9 protein-coding genes are annotated in these 15,047 nt (G+C 55.9%); 4 read left to right on the top strand and 5 right to left on the bottom strand.

The genetic code is table 11. The features are described from left to right. Window positions 1-49 precede the first annotated feature (49 nt). Window positions 50-811 (top strand): hypothetical protein, encoded by a 762-nt coding sequence (locus SH248x_RS09520; protein ID WP_459558300.1) that lies wholly within the window; start codon window positions 50-52, stop codon window positions 809-811. A gap of 95 nt (window positions 812-906) precedes the next feature. Here SH248x_RS09520 and prfB read toward each other — a convergent pair. From prfB to gyrA, 3 genes are all read right to left on the bottom strand, one after another. Next, window positions 907-2,044, bottom strand: a protein-coding gene (gene prfB, locus SH248x_RS09515) for a PCRF domain-containing protein (RefSeq protein ID WP_459558299.1) whose coding sequence is annotated in 2 segments (ribosomal slippage) — window positions 907-1,974 and window positions 1,976-2,044 — 1,137 coding nt in all. Because the reading frame shifts where the segments join, the coding sequence is not laid out codon by codon here. 179 nt (window positions 2,045-2,223) lie between these two features. Continuing rightward, on the bottom strand, window positions 2,224-3,534 hold the full coding sequence (locus SH248x_RS09510) for a UDP-glucose dehydrogenase family protein (protein ID WP_459558298.1): 1,311 nt from the start codon (window positions 3,532-3,534) through the stop codon (window positions 2,224-2,226). A gap of 171 nt (window positions 3,535-3,705) precedes the next feature. Then, on the bottom strand, window positions 3,706-6,501 hold the full coding sequence (gene gyrA, locus SH248x_RS09505) for a DNA gyrase subunit A family protein (RefSeq protein ID WP_459558297.1): 2,796 nt from the start codon (window positions 6,499-6,501) through the stop codon (window positions 3,706-3,708). A gap of 462 nt (window positions 6,502-6,963) precedes the next feature. Between gyrA and SH248x_RS09500 the strand changes: the two genes are divergently transcribed. The 3 genes from SH248x_RS09500 (at window position 6,964) to SH248x_RS09490 (ending at window position 11,823) form a co-directional block, all read left to right on the top strand. Further along, window positions 6,964-9,039: a serine/threonine protein kinase gene (locus SH248x_RS09500; RefSeq protein ID WP_459558296.1), complete on the top strand. Its 2,076-nt coding sequence runs from the start codon at window positions 6,964-6,966 to the stop codon at window positions 9,037-9,039. 150 nt (window positions 9,040-9,189) lie between these two features. Continuing rightward, the gene (locus SH248x_RS09495; RefSeq protein ID WP_459558295.1) at window positions 9,190-10,968 is read left to right on the top strand and encodes an adenylate/guanylate cyclase domain-containing protein; all 1,779 of its coding nucleotides are present in this window, start codon (window positions 9,190-9,192) and stop codon (window positions 10,966-10,968) included. 264 nt (window positions 10,969-11,232) lie between these two features. Continuing rightward, a complete protein-coding gene (locus SH248x_RS09490) occupies window positions 11,233-11,823 on the top strand; it encodes a response regulator (protein ID WP_459558294.1) in 591 nt (196 codons plus the stop codon). A 111-nt stretch (window positions 11,824-11,934) separates the two neighbouring features. Here the strand turns inward: SH248x_RS09490 and SH248x_RS09485 are convergent, their stop codons facing one another. Both SH248x_RS09485 and SH248x_RS09480 read right to left on the bottom strand, forming a co-directional pair. Then, window positions 11,935-13,044 carry a PP2C family protein-serine/threonine phosphatase gene (locus SH248x_RS09485; protein WP_459558293.1) on the bottom strand — a complete coding sequence of 370 codons (1,110 nt, stop codon included), beginning with the start codon at window positions 13,042-13,044 and terminating at the stop codon, window positions 11,935-11,937. Window positions 13,045-13,292: 248 nt separating this feature from the next. Beyond that, window positions 13,293-14,996 (bottom strand): dicarboxylate/amino acid:cation symporter, encoded by a 1,704-nt coding sequence (locus SH248x_RS09480; RefSeq protein ID WP_459558292.1) that lies wholly within the window; start codon window positions 14,994-14,996, stop codon window positions 13,293-13,295. Window positions 14,997-15,047: the final 51 nt, after the last annotated feature.

Raw genomic sequence — 15,047 nt, 5'->3', positions numbered from 1 at the left:
AATTTGCAGAACTGTCTGGCCGAATATGCCAGATCCTGAGTGGCATCATATGCTTTTGATTCTCCCGGTTGCGGGGATTGTCTTTGGGGTGACGTTTATTGCTGACCGCGCGTGGAAGGTCAAGGCACCGATCAAGCCTGACGTGTTCCCTGTCTACGATGCGATTCTCGCTGAACGCGAGTTGCGACTTTTAGAGCGACCTTCCCGATTTCAGAGATTTATCCACCACGTTCTCTTCGTGAAGTTTTTTGCAACCATCCTTATCGTTGGCGGTTTGCCAGTCTTGATGGCCATCGTTCGTAAAGCGGATGTCATTGCTGGAATCTGGTTACTGGTTTTTATTGTTGCTTTTGTCTATTCAAGCGGGTGGATGATTCGCGGCTTTGTTCGAATCTTTGTCGTTCATCCCAGGTTCGTATTGAGTCGTTCTGTGTTGCCGTTGGGATCAACTTCGATCTTGAGATGGCAAACAAATTCGGGATTCGGACGGCTGGATTCACTTTCGCTTGAGCTGGTTGGCGAAGAGGTCGCCTGGTACTCCGCGGGTACAGACCGGGTGGAAGCAGCTAGTGTCTTTCATCTCGAGCCGTTACTTGAGACGACGGATCGGGAATTCATTCAAAGCGGATCGGTCGAGTTGCGTATTCCTGCCGATAGCATGCACACGTTGACGGCGTCAGCGAATCAGATCCGCTGGATGCTGCGAGTACGAGGAAATTTTCCGTGGCTGCCGAAGTTGAAAGAAGAGTTTGAGATTCAGGTTTCGCCGGGGGTGAGTCGGGCGAAAGAAGCTAGCAATAGTAGAACATAAGAGAGTTCGCCTATTGCGTTGGCGTACTCATGGCGTGATTGGAATTAGTCGCACAAGGGACAGGGGGTTGACACCCCCCGCTCGCCTCAAGCCGCTTAGTTATCTTCTGGATTCCCCGCAGTTCCTTGGCCGATGGACCATCTCAGGTAGGCTTCCATGAAGGGGTCGACGTAGCCTTCCAGGACGGTCAGGGGGTTGGCGGTTTTGAGTTCGCTTCTTGTGTCCTTGACGAACTGTTCGGGTTGGAGGACGTAGTTGCGGATGGTGATGCCGCCGAAGCCGATTTTGGATTTCTCGCCTCGTTTGGCGGAGATCTCGTTTTCCCGCTTTTCCATCTCGAGCTGGTAGAGTTTCGCGATGAGCATTTTGCGGGCGGTTTCGCGGTTCTGGTGCTGGCTGCGTTCTGATTCGCAGCGGACGGCGATGCCGGTGGGGATGTGAGTGACGCGGACGGCGGACTCGGTTTTGTTAATGTGCTGGCCCCCTGCTCCGCCGGCACGCATGGTGTCTTCGGCGATGTCCTTGCCGTCCCAGTCGATCTCGATGTTGACGGTGTCGTCGATTTCGGGAGTGACATCGATGGCGGCGAATGAGGTCTGGCGCTTGCCGGACGAGTTGAACGGGCTCATGCGGACTAAGCGGTGGTTGCCGGATTCGCCTTTGAGCCAGCCGAAGGCGTTTTCCCCTTTGATGAGGATGGTGGCATGACGGATACCGGCTTCTTCGGCTTCGGTCCGTTCGAAGAGGCTGACGGAGTAGCCTTTCATTTCGGCCCAGCGGATGTACATGCGAAGGAGCATGTCGGCGAAGTCGGCGGCGTCGGTTCCCCCTTCGCCAGCTTGAACCGTCAGGTAGGCATTGAAGGCGTCTTCCGGTTTGCCGAGCATGGCCTGGAGTTCGACTTCTTCGAGCAGTTTGACGGTGTTCTCGATGATGACCTGGGCGTCGGCGGTGTAATCGGTCTCGGGATCCTCGGTTTCGAATTCTTCGAGGACCTTGACGTCATCGATCGCCTTGAGCAGGCCGGCGAGTGGTTCGCAGGCGGCGCGGAGACGCTTCATCTCGGTCAGCATTTTTTGAGCTTTGTCCTGATTATCCCAGAAGTTGGGCTGGGCCATCAGGTCGTTGATCTCGGCTAAGCGGGTTGCTTTGACGTCGTAGTCAAAGACAGTCTCGGAGATGGAGGATGCGGTCGGTGAGGTCGTTGAACTGGGATTTGAGTTCGGGGGTCATGGGGTCATCCGTGAAGGAGATTTTACTACAGAGTTCACAGGGGGCACGGAGGCTCACAGAGGGAGGCGTGCTTTTTGTGAGGGACTGTGTTCAAGGGTTGAAAAGGAGAAACCCCCGGGGTGGCCGGGGGCTGATGATTTCGCAGATGAAGACACAGGGGGTTGACACCCCCCGCTCGCCTAAGACTTGAACTCTAGGCCGATGCCGGAGTAGGTGAAGCCGAGGTCTTTCATCTTTTTGGGATTATACAGGTTTCGGCCGTCGAAGATAACTGGGGCGGCCATTTTGTGTTTGAGGTAGTCGAAGTCCGGGTTGCGGTATTCGGCCCACTCGGTGACGATGGCGAGAGCGTCGGCGCCTTCGAGGGTGTCGTAGTGGTGGTGGCAGTATCTGACCTTGTCGCCGATGATTTCTTTGACGTTGTCCATCGCGACGGGATCATGAACGGAGATCATGGCACCGGCTTTGAGCAGTTTGTTGATCAGAACCAGAGAAGGAGCTTCGCGGATATCGTCGGTGCGTGGTTTGAATGCCAGGCCCCAGATCGCGATCTTTTTGCCGGCGAGGTTTTCACCATAGAGATTGGTGACTTTCTTGCCGAGGACGTTCTTCTGCTGGTTGTTGACTTCGTCGACAGAGTCGAGCAGCTTGGTGATCATGCCATTGCGGCGGGCGACTGATGACAGGGCGCGAACGTCTTTTGGGAAGCATGATCCGCCGTAGCCAACGCCCGGGAAGAGGAACTGGAAGCCGATCCGCTGATCGTGACCCATCCCGCGACGGACATCGTTGATGTCTGCTCCGACGAGTTCGCAGAGATTGGCCATTTCGTTGATGAAGCTGATCTTGGTGGCGAGCATGCAGTTGGCGACGTATTTGGTCATCTCGGATGATTCGAGGCTCATCGAGAGGAATGGTTTTTCAGTGCGGAGGAATGGCTTGTAGAGCTCTTCCATGGTTTCGGAGACGAAGTCACTTTCGACTCCGACGACGACGCGGTCTGGCTTGGTGAAGTCGTCAATCGCGCAACCCTCTTTGAGGAACTCCGGGTTGGAGCAGACGTGAACGTCTCTGCCGAGGGCTTCCTTGAGGCGGTTTTTGACGCCGCGGTTGGTGCCGACGGGGACGGTTGATTTGACGACGACGATGGCGTCTTTGCCCAGGTGAGGGGCGATGGCGTCGGAGGCTTTCCAGATGCCGGTCAGGTCGGCAGAGCCATCGTCATCTTGTGGCGTACCGACGGCGAGGAAGACAACGTGAGCGGAGGGAACGCATTCCGAGACGTCGGTCGTGAATTTGAGGCGACCGGCTTTGGAATTCCGGATGACCAGTTCGGTCAAGCCGGGCTCGTAGATCGGGATGATGCCGTTTTTGAGGTCAGCGACTTTCTTGGCGTTGATATCGACGCAGGTGACATCGTTACCGCTTTCTGCGAAACAGGTTCCTGTTACCAGCCCGACATACCCGGTCCCGATCATGACAACTTTCACCGCGAGGCTCCTTCATATTAGCCTGTTTCAACCCGATCCTGATCGTGACATCCGCGAATGAGCGGTCTGTTGTGTCACGATTCTTTCACGAATCATGCCTCATGCACGAAAGCGCGTACAGAAGATTGAACAGAAGGGTGAATAATTCCAACTGCCGAAAGTCGACAGTCGTTAGCTATCGGTATCTTCGTCAGGACCGGATTCTTCGATAATTTCGGCAGGAATCCGCGCCATCGTCACAAGCTTATCGCCTTCGCTGAGGCTCATGATGCGAACGCCTTGCGTGTTTCGACCGACCTGGCTGATATCGGAACTGCGAACACGCTGGATCTTTCCGCCGGCGGTGATCATCAGGATTTCGTCCCCTTCGACAGTCGGGAGAATATCGACGACTTTGCCGTTACGGGCAGAGGTGCGGATGTCGCGGACCCCTTTCCCGCCCCGTTTTTGACGACGATACTGCATGTTGCTGCGAGAAGTTGCTTCTTCGCCTTCTTCCCCTTCTGCTTCGATGTCGGTCTCCGGAGCATCAGCAATCGGGGTATCAACGACGGGGGCCTCTTCCTCAGCGCCGCTGATTTCGGAGCCGCTTGTCTCTGAGCCGTTGGTCTCTGCGATCTCGGCGACTTCGTCTGTGAGGGGTTCCTGGTAGCCGAAGGGGGTGCGTTTGCCGTAGCCGTTTTCGCAGACGGTCAGGAGAGTCATTTCCGGTTTGGCGACGACCATGCCGACGACGTAATCGTCTTTGGTCAGAGAAATGCCACGGACTCCCATCGTGTTACGACCCATGCTGCGGGCGTCTTTTTCCGAGAAGCGGATCGACATGCCGTTGGCGGTCGCGATCACGAGGTCTTCACCTGGAGAAACGATAACGACATCGATGAGCTGGTCTTCGTCATCGAGCTTGATGCCGATGAGTCCACCCTTGAGAGGGCGGCTGTATTGGGTGACGGAGGTTTTCTTGATCGTGCCTTTGCGGGTGACCATGATCAGGCCGCGTGGGTCTTTGTCCTGGAAGCGGAGGTTGACGCAGTTGGCGACGGTCTCTCCTTCAGCCAGTGACAAGAGGTTGACGAGTGCCCTCCCCTTAGCCGTGCGGTTCTGGAGAGGAAGATCATAGACCTTCTGCCAGTAGACCTTGCCGAAGGTGGTGAAGAAGAGGAGATAGTCGTGGGTCGAAGCGACGAAGAGGTGAGAGGCGGGGTCTTCCTCGTCGGCTTTGGCGCCGGTGATGCCTTTGCCGCCCCGGTTCTGGGCTTTATAGGTGTTGAGCTGTGTCCGCTTGATGTAGCCACGTTGAGACAACGTGACGACCATCGTTTCTTCGGTGATGAGCTCGTCTTTGTTGACGTCGGTGAGCTCTTCGTCGGAGATTTCGGTCCGGCGTTTGTTGGCATATTTGCGTTTGAGATCATCCATTTCCGCATGGACGACGGCGCGGATGTTGGCTTCGTCGGAGAGGAGAAGCGTGTGGGCTTCGATGTCGTCGATGAGCTTGGTGTGCTCTTCGATGAGACGTTCCCGCTCGAGGTTGGCCAGCGAGCCGAGCTGCATCGAGACGATGGCTTCGGTCTGGTTCGCGGAGAGGGAGTAGTTCTCTTGAACGCCCTGTTCGAGCTGGAAGTCTTTGAAGCCACGTTCGCCAAGTGCTCTCGCGACGAGCTCGGAAGGCATCGCGATTGCATGAAGGCGGATCTTGGCTTCGCCGCGGTTCGGAGAGTTGCGAATCGTCTGAATGATCTGGTCGATGTCGATCTGGGCGATGAGGAGCCCTTCGACGGTGTGCTTGCGTTTGCGCGCCTCGGCCAGAAGGAACTCGGTCCGACGTCGGATCACTTCGACGCGGTGACGGATGAATTCGAGGAGCAGCTCTTTGATGTTCAGGGTCTGAGGGCGATTGCCCACCAGAGCCAGGAAGATCATCGAGAAAGTCGTCTGCAGCGACGAGAACTTGTAAAGCTGGTTGAGGACGACTTCTTTATCAGCGTCGCGCTTCAGATAGATGTGAAGACGGACCTGCCACGTCGGGACGTTGCGGTCAGTAAGGTCGACGACTTTGGAGATCTCTTTAATGCGATCTTCGGCGACGATTGCTTCGAGTTTCTCCTTGATGCGATCGCGAGTTTCCATGTACGGAATCTCGGTGACGACGATGACGTCGGTGTTCTTCTCGACTTCAAAGTGGGTCTTGGCGCGGAGAGTGATCGTGCTGCGACCGGTCTGGTAGGCTAGACGAGTGCCGAACTTGCCGCAGATGATCCCGCCGGTCGGGAAGTCAGGGCCCGGGAGAACGTCCATGATTTCATCGACGGAGGTATCCGGGTCGTCGATGACCATCTGGATGGCGTCTGCGACTTCGCCGAGGTTGTGAGGCGGCATGGAGGTCGCCATCCCGACCGCGATCCCGGTGGCTCCGTTGACGAGGAGGTTAGGGAAGCGGGAAGGCAGAACGACCGGCTCCATTTTCTCCTGGTTGTAGGTCGGGATGAAGTCGACGGTGCGTCGCTCGAGATCATCGAGCATTTCGCTGGCGATGGGGGAAAGGCGGGCTTCGGTGTATCGCATCGACGCAGGAGGCAAACCAGCCAGCGAGCCGAAGTTCCCCTGCTTGTCGACCAGAGTTTCCCGCATGGCCCATTCCTGAGCCATACGAACGAGAGTCGGGTAGAGCGCCATATCACCGTGCGGGTGATAGTTACCCATCGTTTCCCCGGCGATTTTGGCGCATTTGGTACGAGGACGACCGGGAGAGAGGTTGAGGTCGTTCATGGCAACGAGAATACGTCGTTGCGACGGCTTGAGGCCATCACGGACATCTGGGAGCGCCCGGCTGACGATGACGCTCATGGCGTACGTCAGGTAGCTGTTCCGCATTTCGTCCTGAAGCTCAAGCTGCTTGATAATGCCGCCGGAAGCAGAGGGAATGTTCGTCTGAGGAGCGTCGTCTGGTGTCGAATCGTCGGGCAAAACTCTCTCCTTGAGGGGTGCGTCCGTCGGGGGCTAATACTGCGGCAAATTCGAGTTGTGCCATGCTTGCGGCTTTGAGCAAGCATGTTCGGGACGTTCTATTTCGAACAACGAAACATGCTCACCCAAAGCTGTGAGCATGGCACGAGAAACCAGTCAGAAAACTGCGGCTCGATTGTACCAAAATGGCGCTGTTTTCACAATTCAGAGGGCAGGTTTTTCGTGTGTTTAAGTTCTTATTTGAAAGACAGTTAGGAGATGTCGGCAGAAGAGTTCACCATGAACGCTCGAAGGACACAAAGTTCCGTCAGGGGAAGGTGGGATGTCTGTCGTTTCAGTGTCAGTGAAATGCAGGTTGGTTGTTGTTGAGGAGGTCTTACTTTCTGCATCGATTGCGGTATTATTCAGAGGCAGAGTGTTTGAGAAGACAGGGAGCTGACACTCCCCGCTCGCCTTGGGGAGATGACGAGATTGACTGGGGAATTTGAGCAGACGCTGCGGCAGGATACGCTTTCGGTGGCGCGGGCGCGGGAAAAGAGCGTTTTGCAGACCGCGCCTCCTCGGGTGATTCCGGGGTATGAGTTTGAGCGCATCCTGGGGGAAGGGGCCTACGGGACGGTCTGGCTGGCTCGGGAGAAGAATACGGGGAAGAAGGTCGCGATCAAGTTTTTCCACAATCGTCATGGGCTCGACTGGTCTTTGCTGTCGCGCGAGGTGGAGAAGCTGGCGGTGCTTTATACGTCGCGCAATATCGTGGCGCTGCAGGAGGTCGGTTGGGATAGTGAGCCGCCGTACTTCATCATGGAGTATCTCGAGCATGGGTCACTGGCGGATAAGCTCAAAGATGGGCCGATGAGTGTCACGGATGCGGTGACGATGGCGAGGTCGATCGCGGTCGGGCTGCTGCATGCGCATCGTTCGGGGATTCTGCATTGCGATCTGAAACCTGCGAACGTGCTGCTGGATCAGAATGACGAGCCGCGATTGTGTGACTTCGGGCAGTCACGGATGGCAGAAGATCATCAGGCGTCGCTGGGGACTTTGTATTACATGGCTCCTGAGCAGGCGGATTTGAAAGCCGTGCCTGATATGCGTTGGGACGTCTACGCGCTGGGAGTGATCCTTTTCACGATGTTGAGCGGGAAGCCGCCGCATTTTTCGGAGGAGTTTAATAAGACGCTGACCAACCAGTTGCTACTCGAGACGCGCCTGGACACGTATCGCAAGCATTTGTTCTCGACTCCCCTGCCCGATTTGAAAGTCTTGAATCCCAAGGTTGATCGGACGTTGAAAAGGATCATCGAGCGATGCCTGGCGCTGGATGTCTCTGACCGGTACGAGAGTATTCAGGCGGTGGTCAATGCGCTGGATGAGCGAGCGTCTCAACGGGCGCGACGGCCGTTTATTGTGTTATCGATCCTGGGGCCGATCATTTTAATGCTGGCGCTATTCCCGGTCGCGAGGTCGGGAATCGGGATGGTCATGAACCGGACGCAGCAGGCGCTGGCCCAGCGGGCGCTGGATGGAGATGCGATCTCGGCGGGACTCTTGGGAATCAATGTCGCGCGGGAATTGGATGACCGGACGAATGAGCTGGTGCGGTTTGCGGATGATCCACGCTTGAGGGCGGCAATTCTCAAGGATCAGTCCAAGCCCTGGGCGGACCGGACGGAGTTGCGAGGACTTGTTGACGGGTGGAAGGAAACGGTCAAGTCGCAGCGGGACAAGCTGAATCGACCGATGGATACGAGCTGGTTCGTGACAGATCGACCGGGGCATCAGATTTATCGCGATCCTGCGACAGCGACGATCGACTATCTGTTCAATTTTCGTGACTACTATCACGGCCACGGGATCGAGTACGACCCGCAGATGGTGCCAGAGGGTATTGAACCAATTCGACAGCCGTATGTCAGTCAGGTGTTCAAGAGTAATGCGTCCGGGAAGTACATGATCGCGATCAGCGTTCCGGTCTGGGATGAAAAGAAAGAAGACGTGATCGGCGTGCTCGCGCGGACGGCTCACTTGAGTGAACTGTTAACCGAGTGGGAGCGAAGCATTGTCGGCGAGGAAAAGGGACTCGATTCGGATCGGATCATTGCGTTGGTAGATACACGGGATGGGAAGATTCTCGGGCATCCGTGGATGACGACGGAGAATCTGACAACGCTGCTCGCCAGTGGGGCGATCGAAAAGCTGACAGTTGATGAGCACGTTTTGAAGGAGCTCAAAAAGCTGCATGATTTCCGTCCTGATGCAGTTCTGGAGCAGATCAAGCTGATGAACTACGAAGACCCGCTGAGCGAATTCGACGCCGTCAAATACGCAGGGCCGTGGATGGCGGTGATCTCGCCGGTGGGCGATACCGGGTGGGCGGCGGTGGTGCAGGAGCGTCAGTCGAGTGTGTTACAGCCAGTCTCGGAATTGCAGACGACGCTCATTCAATATGCGCTGGCAGCGATCATCATGGCAATGGGAACGACGGCGATGATTGTGTATTTGCTGATTCCGTCGATTAAGTTTTGGGAGCGGAAGTGAACGAGTCATGAGGTCTGAGTCGTGAGTCATGAGGATTGAAAGCAATTCAGACAGTGTGTGTCTTGCTTATCATTGTGGTAGGATGTCGGTGGAGCTTGTTTTCTCTCTGAGTCCTCTGTGATCCGTGTGGCTTAACAATCGGAGTGAAGTGTGTTGGAGTTGCTGGCGACTGGGGATCAGGAGGGGGAGCGAAGTCGCATCGGGGTGCGTGAAGGCGACGAGGTGGTCGTCGGGCGTGACTCGGGGTGTCAGTGGGCAATTGCGTGGGATCCGCATCTGTCGCGTCGTCACTTTACGTTGAAGGCCCGCAAGGAGACGCTGATCGTCGACGCGGTCAGTGAGCGGGTCAATCCGATCTTTTATCGCGGCGAAGAAGCTCGTTCGTTTGAAGTGAAGCCGGGGGAAGCATTTGTTGTCGGGACGACGACGTTTCGTCTCCTGGTCAATCGGACTGACTTTGCCTCGCCGAGTCAGCCGGACGTGCAAGAGTTTACGTTCACGCGCGAGCAGCTTGATCTGGTGAGTTTTTCGGACGCAGAAAAGCGAATCGAGATCCTGACCCACCTGCCGGATCTGATTATCAACTCGCGCAATGACGATGAAGTCTTTGCGCGAGTGACGGCGATTCTGCTGACGGGGATGATCCAGGTGGAAGCAGTTGCGATCGTCGGGATTGTCGATGGCAAGGTGGCGGTGTTTCATACCAGTCGCAAGTATGAGGCGGCGGGGGAAGTGTATCCATCGAAGAAGCTGGTACAGGAAGCGGTTTCGCATCAGGATCAGACGGTGCTGCATGTCTGGGGAATCGGAGACCAGCAGGCCGGTCCGCAGTACACGATGGCGAGTGAAGCGGACTGGGCGCTGTGTACGCCGCTGTCGGGGAGTCAACAGAAGTTCGGGATTTATTGCAGCGGGAAGATGCCGGATCATCGGTCCTTCGAGGGGAGTCCGATGATGACGCCGGTCAACCGGATGAATGCCGATATCAAGTTCGTCGAGCTGGTGTCTGAGATTGTGGGTTCGATTCTGCGTCTACGAAATCTGGAACGTCAGCAGGCAGGATTGCGTCAGTTTTTCTCGCCGCCGATTCTGCAGGCGTTGGGGGATCAGTTTGATACGAAGATTCTCGAGCCTCGGGAGTGTGATGTTGTCGCGATGTTTTGCGACTTGCGGGATTTCAGCAAGCGGGCGGAGCAGAAGTCGGGGGATCTGTTTGGGATCCTGCACCAGGTGAGTCTGGCGCTGGAGATAGTGACCAGAGAGATCCTGCGTCATGGCGGGGTGATCGGCGATTTCCATGGGGATGCGGCGCTTGGTTTCTGGGGCTGGCCGTTGACGAATAAGGATGTCGGGCTGCAGGCATGTCGGGCGGCGCTGGCGATTCGTCAGTCGTTTGAGGCGTTGCGAAATTATCCTGATCCGAATATCGCGTCGACGAAAATCGGGATCGGGCTGGCGTATGGACGGGCGGTCGCGGGGAAGATCGGGACGAGTGATCAGGTGAAGGTGACGGTCTTCGGGCCGGTCGTGAATCTGGCGAGTCGGTTGGAGTCGTGTACGAGAACGCTGAGAGTTCCGGTTGTGCTGGAAGAATCGCTGGTGAGGCTGGTGAGGGATCGTCTGTCGTCGGAGGAAGGTCGATTGCGGAAGCTGGCGCGGATCATCCCGTATGGATTACAGACGCCGCATGATGTCTACGAACTGCTGCCCGCGCATGGGCCGAACTGTACATTGACTGACGAGCAGGTCGCGACCTATGAAACGGGGATCAACAAGTTTATCGACGGGACGTGGGACGAGGCGTATCGCCATTTGCACTCGATGCCATCCACTGATCAGGCGATGGATTTCATTATCGCCAGAATTGCAGAGCACAATCGGGTCGCACCGTCAAACTGGGATGGCATTGTTCGGCTAACTTCCAAGTAATGCGAAGTTTCCATAGAGGGTTGATCCATCGGTAGGCAATGTATCGGTTGTAGTGCCGATTTCTGTAGGCAATGCAGGGGAATTGCCGCAGTTTTTTGCTCGTGTTGATGAAACACATCGTAATGTAGCGTGTCACGTCTGAGCCGATGTCATTTCAAGTCATCGCCGTAATGTGTCGACTTTCCTTTGAGTCATCCCCAGCTTGACGGGCAAAAGGAAGGTATGAATCAAGTGTCGCCAGTTTGTTTGTTCTAGGATGTATTCATGACCGCCCGGTATCGAGTCCTTGTCATTGATGACGATCAGATGTTCCGCAGTTTGATTCAAACGATTCTGCGCAAAGACTTCTTTGTCTCTGTCGCAGCCCATGGTCAGGAAGGTTACCTGAAGGCCAAAGAGCATCGTCCGGACGTTGCCGTCATTGACGTGCAGATGCCCGGCTGGTCGGGGATCGATACACTCCGTGCCTTTCATAATGACCCGCAGCTGCGTGATGTTAAAATCATCATGTTGACAGCCGATGCGAGTAAAGAAACTGTCCTGGCAGCCGTTCACAGCGGAGCGGATGATTACGTCATCAAGTCCTGCTTCAACAAAAAAGAATTCATCTACAAAATTCACCGACAGATTCTCGGAGCCGCTGCCGCTGCTGAGCTGTGCGACGCTGAGTTTGATCCATCATCGACGAACAAAACAGGCGGCTCGGATTCTGGACGACATGCCGGAGATTCCGAACTCAACATGAAGTCACGAGATTCGCATTACTTGTCACGTAAAGATGCAGTGACGGTGACGAGTTCGGGGAGTGCCGTTCAAAGCGATCAGGTGCAGGCGATTGTTGACAGCTGGGAATAAGTTCGTTTAGAGGATGGTTTTCGAAGCCTGCAGAGTTCCCTCATCCGACCTCGCGGTATAATTTGCGAACCAATGGTTCGACTCGGCCACCTTCTCCCCGGGGGAGAAGGATCAAAAAGCAGACATACCGCGTTGATTGAACATATTGATTCGCATGACGAGCAGGCTCAGGTCATCATTGATCTGAGGACTGCTCGTGTGCATGTTGTGGCGTGCAATCAGTGCTTTTGAAATTGCATCGACGGGTGATTGAATTGTTTCGCGGGCTGCTTGAGCGATGGCTTTGAGGCCGAGCATTTCGCCCGCTGAGTTTCTCGCTTCGGAAAGACCATCGGTCACGCCGATGATGACATCGCCACTTGCCAACGGGAACTCCTGCACTTGGGGATCGAGGTCATCGAGAACGCCCAGGATTGGGACGTCGGCGGTGAGGAAACTGGTCGCGTCATTTCTTAGAAGAATGAGGGCGGGATGCCCGGCGTTGATGTAACGCAGAGTGCGTTCGCGGGTATCGAGAATGCCCAGAAACAAGCTCATGTAGTGATACGAGCTGGCAAGTTGAAAGAATGCGCGATTAATGGCGGAGATGACGCTATCGAGCTGAATTTTATCGGCGGGTCCGTTGAGCTGAGAGTACAGCGCACCACGCACGAAGGAGAGAATCATAGCAGCGGGAAGACCGTTGCCGGTGGCGTCTCCCAGCGCGATGAGAGTCTGACGACCGGAGAGCTCGACGATTTCGCAGAGGTCGCCGCCGACTTCGCCTTTGCTGTAACTGCGACCGCAGGCGGTGATGGAGCTGTCGGAGGAATCAAAGTGGAACTGGCGTTTGAGGAACGTGTCCGAAATCAGCTGGAGTTCCGACTTGAGTTGACGAGCACGAGCGAGGTCACGCTGGTCAATCGCAGAGGGTTTGAAGTGAGGAGCCGGGATGACTGACTCGGCTGGAGCATCTGCTTTGAGCAGCTGCGCGACGAGATCAGCGAGTTGGCAGGCTTCGTGAAGTCGCTGGTCGATCGGCTGGTGAGGCTGATGAAGGATGTGCAAGACACCTTTTTCGTTACCGATTTGAATCGGTGCCTGCCAGATGCGAGACGCGTTGGAAGGAGATCTTGTGACTGCAGTCTCAGAGGATTCGAAATGGAGAGGAACGCCGGTGGCGCGCGTAAAATCGCGGCAGGCCGTGCGGATGCGAGCAGATTGGCTGGCGTGGCGAGACATCAGCGGCAGACGTTCCGGACGAAGTGAGCAGAGGTGAGCGACTCTGATTGACTTCGGCCGGGACAGCTGTGCGTCTAAATACGACGTGACGGGATTGGGCGAGGTTGCGAGGAGTGACTGGTGTTATCTGCGACAGATCATTTAACTGGTAAGGTCTGAGGCACTTATAGCGTCCCACTTGAGCTCGCTGTGATTCTGGCGGCTACGCCGTCGGGGTTGGGACAACCCCGACTACCCGGCGATTTTTATCAAACGGCGGTTGGTTCTGGTTCGGTGGGGGTTGGGTTGGTGTCGGGGTAGACGCGGTGGCCTGAGACGGTTTCGACGATGGCACAGCCGCAGGCGTCGCCCCAGACATTGACGGTTGTGCGGCACATATCGAGGATGCGGTCTACGGCGAGAATAATGCCCTGGGCTTCGAGGGGAAGGCCGACGGCCTGGAGGATGATCGTCATCATGACAAGACCAGCGTGTGGGATTCCCGCTGCCCCGGCACTTGAGAGAAGTGCAGTGACCGCGACGATGATTTGAGTCGTGAGGGTCAATTCAAAGCCGGGGGTGGCCTGAGCAATAAAGAGGACAGCGACCGCTTCGTAGAGACCGGTTCCGTCCATGTTCAAAGTTGCCCCCAGTGGGAGGACGAATGAGCTGACTTTATTGGAAACGCCCGCTCGTTTTTCAACGCAGTTGATCGTGAGTGGGAGAGTGGCATTGGACGAAGCGGTCGAGAAGGCAGTCAGGAGAGCAGGTGAGAGGGCTTTCAGGTACAGCCAGGGGTTACGTCGAGCGACCAGCCAGACGAGGATCGGCATGGTGATAAAGGCATGGAAGACGAGCGCAGTGAATACCGTCAGCATGTACCAGCCAACGGTGGCGAAAACGGAGAGGCCTTGAGTGGCCGTCGCATGAATCATCAGACCGAGAACGCCGATGGGCGCCAGCGCGATGATCATCATCGTCATGCGCATCATGACTTCAAACAGGTCGTAGAAGAAGGTTGTGAGTCGTTCGGACAGTTCTCCGCCGATTTGCGAGATGATCAACCCTGTCAGGATGCTGAAGGTGATGATGGCCAGGAAGTCCCCACCGGCCAAAGCCTGGAAGGGATTCGCAGGGATCATCTGAGTGATGAGATTGACGAGGATGCCAGGGAGTGTCTTGGCTTCGCCTTGTGGCTGATGGACACCCCCGCCGGGGAGCGTGACACCTTCTCCGGGGTTAAAGAGGTTGACGAGGATAATCCCGGTCGAAATGGCGATGATACTCGTGATGATGTAGTAACCCATCGTGATACCGAACATTTTGCCGAAGGAGTGACTGCGACCGAGCCCTGCCATCCCAGCGATGAGCGAAGTCAGAATGAGCGGGACAGTAATCATCTTCAGCAAACGAAGGAAGAGATCGCCGAGGAAGTCTGCGGTGGCGGTGATGTATTGGCCGTAACCCCCACGAGCTGCGTCGTATGCGGGGGCGAGTTCTGGAAATCTCGCGACGAGTTCGTCGCGGTTCTTGAGGGTGATTGGTGTGACCACTTTCTGAGTGATCTCGGGCTTGTCGACCTGGACGTAATCACGCAGGTAAGTCAGATCAGCTTGCTGTCCGTTGAGGATGAATGTCACCGAGCGGTTGATGACATTGAAGTCATAAGACAACTCTGCGTTCGTAGCGGCCTCGCCTGTGGGGAGTTGTTTTCCGAACGCTGTCCAGGCGATTTTGAGATTACTGACACTGGGGAACTCGGTGGAATAAACCGTCTGCGTGTTGGCGGGATTCTCAGCCGAGGGGATCGATTCGGTGACGACGGCGGGCGTATCGACGCTTTTGCGCAGAGAGGCTTTTGCATCAGGGAGTTTCGTCGAACCTTGATTGAAGCAGAGCCCGATGATCGAGCCAATGATGAGTGCAACGAAAATCTGCAGGTGCAGCGGAAAGCGCGATGCTTGATGTTCCATGAGTCGTCGTGATCCCGTGATTGAAAACCAGCGGCGCTCACGAGCGATGAG

This window comes from Lacunimicrobium album (assembly GCF_052161635.1).
Taxonomy (GTDB): Bacteria; Planctomycetota; Planctomycetia; order Planctomycetales; family Planctomycetaceae; genus SXPC01.
This window is presented reverse-complemented; position numbering and strand designations above follow the sequence as displayed.